Raw genomic sequence first — 1,129 nt, 5'->3', positions numbered from 1 at the left:
CAAAATGGATCTGTATTAGAAGGAGCGTACTGGCAAATCCCGGACAGTCTTTACCATCCCATCAAGCAAGACGCGGTACTACTTAAACACGGTTACGATAACTCAGCGGCTAAAGCATTTATGGCTTACTTAGCTAGCCCGGAAGCGAATGCGATTATCCAAGAATTTGGCTACTACTAGGGAAAGCGTATGTGGGAGCTCGATATCACCGTTGTTTGGATCACGCTTAAGTTAGCACTGGTTGTTACGGCCTGGCTGCTCATCATTGCGGTGCCTGTTGCTTGGTGGTTATCGCTGACCAATAGCCGCGCTAAGCCCTATGTGATTGCGCTATTTACTATGCCTATGGTGCTGCCGCCAACGGTGTTGGGCTTCTATTTATTGATTTTGATTGGCCCCTCTGGCCCTGTTGGCAAATTTGTGGCTTGGCTTGGGCTGCCTCAATTAGCCTTTTCGTTTTCCGGTATTGCTATTGCCTGCATTGTTCATTCTCTGCCATTTGTTCTTCAACCGCTACAAAATGCGTTCGAAGCGATCGGTAAAAGGCCGCTTGAAGTGGCAGCGACGCTAAGAGCTTCACCGTTGGATAGTTTTGTGTCTGTCACTTTGCCTTTGGCTTGGCCCGGGATTTTCTCTGCGGCGATTATGGGGTTTTGTCATACCTTGGGCGAGTTTGGTGTGGTACTTATGATTGGTGGCAATGTACCGGGAAAAACCCAGGTTATCTCAGTCGAAATTTATAACTACGCCGAGGCGCTTGAGTACGACAAGGCTCATATTCTTGCTGGCGGTATGGTGCTGTTTTCATTTGCTTCACTGCTTGCTATGCATTGGCTAAACCGTCGTTATGTCCACAGATTTGACTAGGTAAATAGTATGGATGACCTAATAAGGGCTAAGTTCGATGTCAGTTATGCGGAATTTAACCTAGCAGTGGATCTAGCCTTACCAGCAAAAGGGGTGACGGTACTGTTCGGTCACTCTGGGTGTGGCAAAACTACTTGTTTGCGTGCAATGGCGGGGCTAGATAAACAGGGCCAAGGTTATTTCTCTCTATCGGGAGAGGTGTGGCAAGACAGCGAACGTGGCGAGTTTGTTCCTACCTACGAACGTGAGATAGGCTATGCGT

General features: G+C 48.1%; 3 protein-coding genes. All 3 read left to right on the top strand.

The annotated features are described in order from the left end of the window. Nucleotides 1-180 (top strand): substrate-binding domain-containing protein (locus QTO00_RS20060; RefSeq protein ID WP_331426317.1); only part of this gene is annotated, 180 nt, incomplete at its 5' end. A 9-nt stretch (nucleotides 181-189) separates the two neighbouring features. Further along, nucleotides 190-867: a molybdate ABC transporter permease subunit gene (gene modB, locus QTO00_RS20055; protein WP_331426316.1), complete on the top strand. Its 678-nt coding sequence runs from the start codon at nucleotides 190-192 to the stop codon at nucleotides 865-867. A gap of 9 nt (nucleotides 868-876) precedes the next feature. Next, nucleotides 877-1,129: ATP-binding cassette domain-containing protein (locus QTO00_RS20050; RefSeq protein WP_331426315.1), on the top strand; the 253-nt coding region annotated here is incomplete at its 3' end.

Source organism: Vibrio sp. M260118, from assembly GCF_036533755.1.
GTDB lineage: Bacteria > Pseudomonadota > Gammaproteobacteria > Enterobacterales > Vibrionaceae > Vibrio.
Note: the sequence above shows the minus strand (reverse complement) of the source record. Positions and strands in the feature narration are given on the sequence as shown.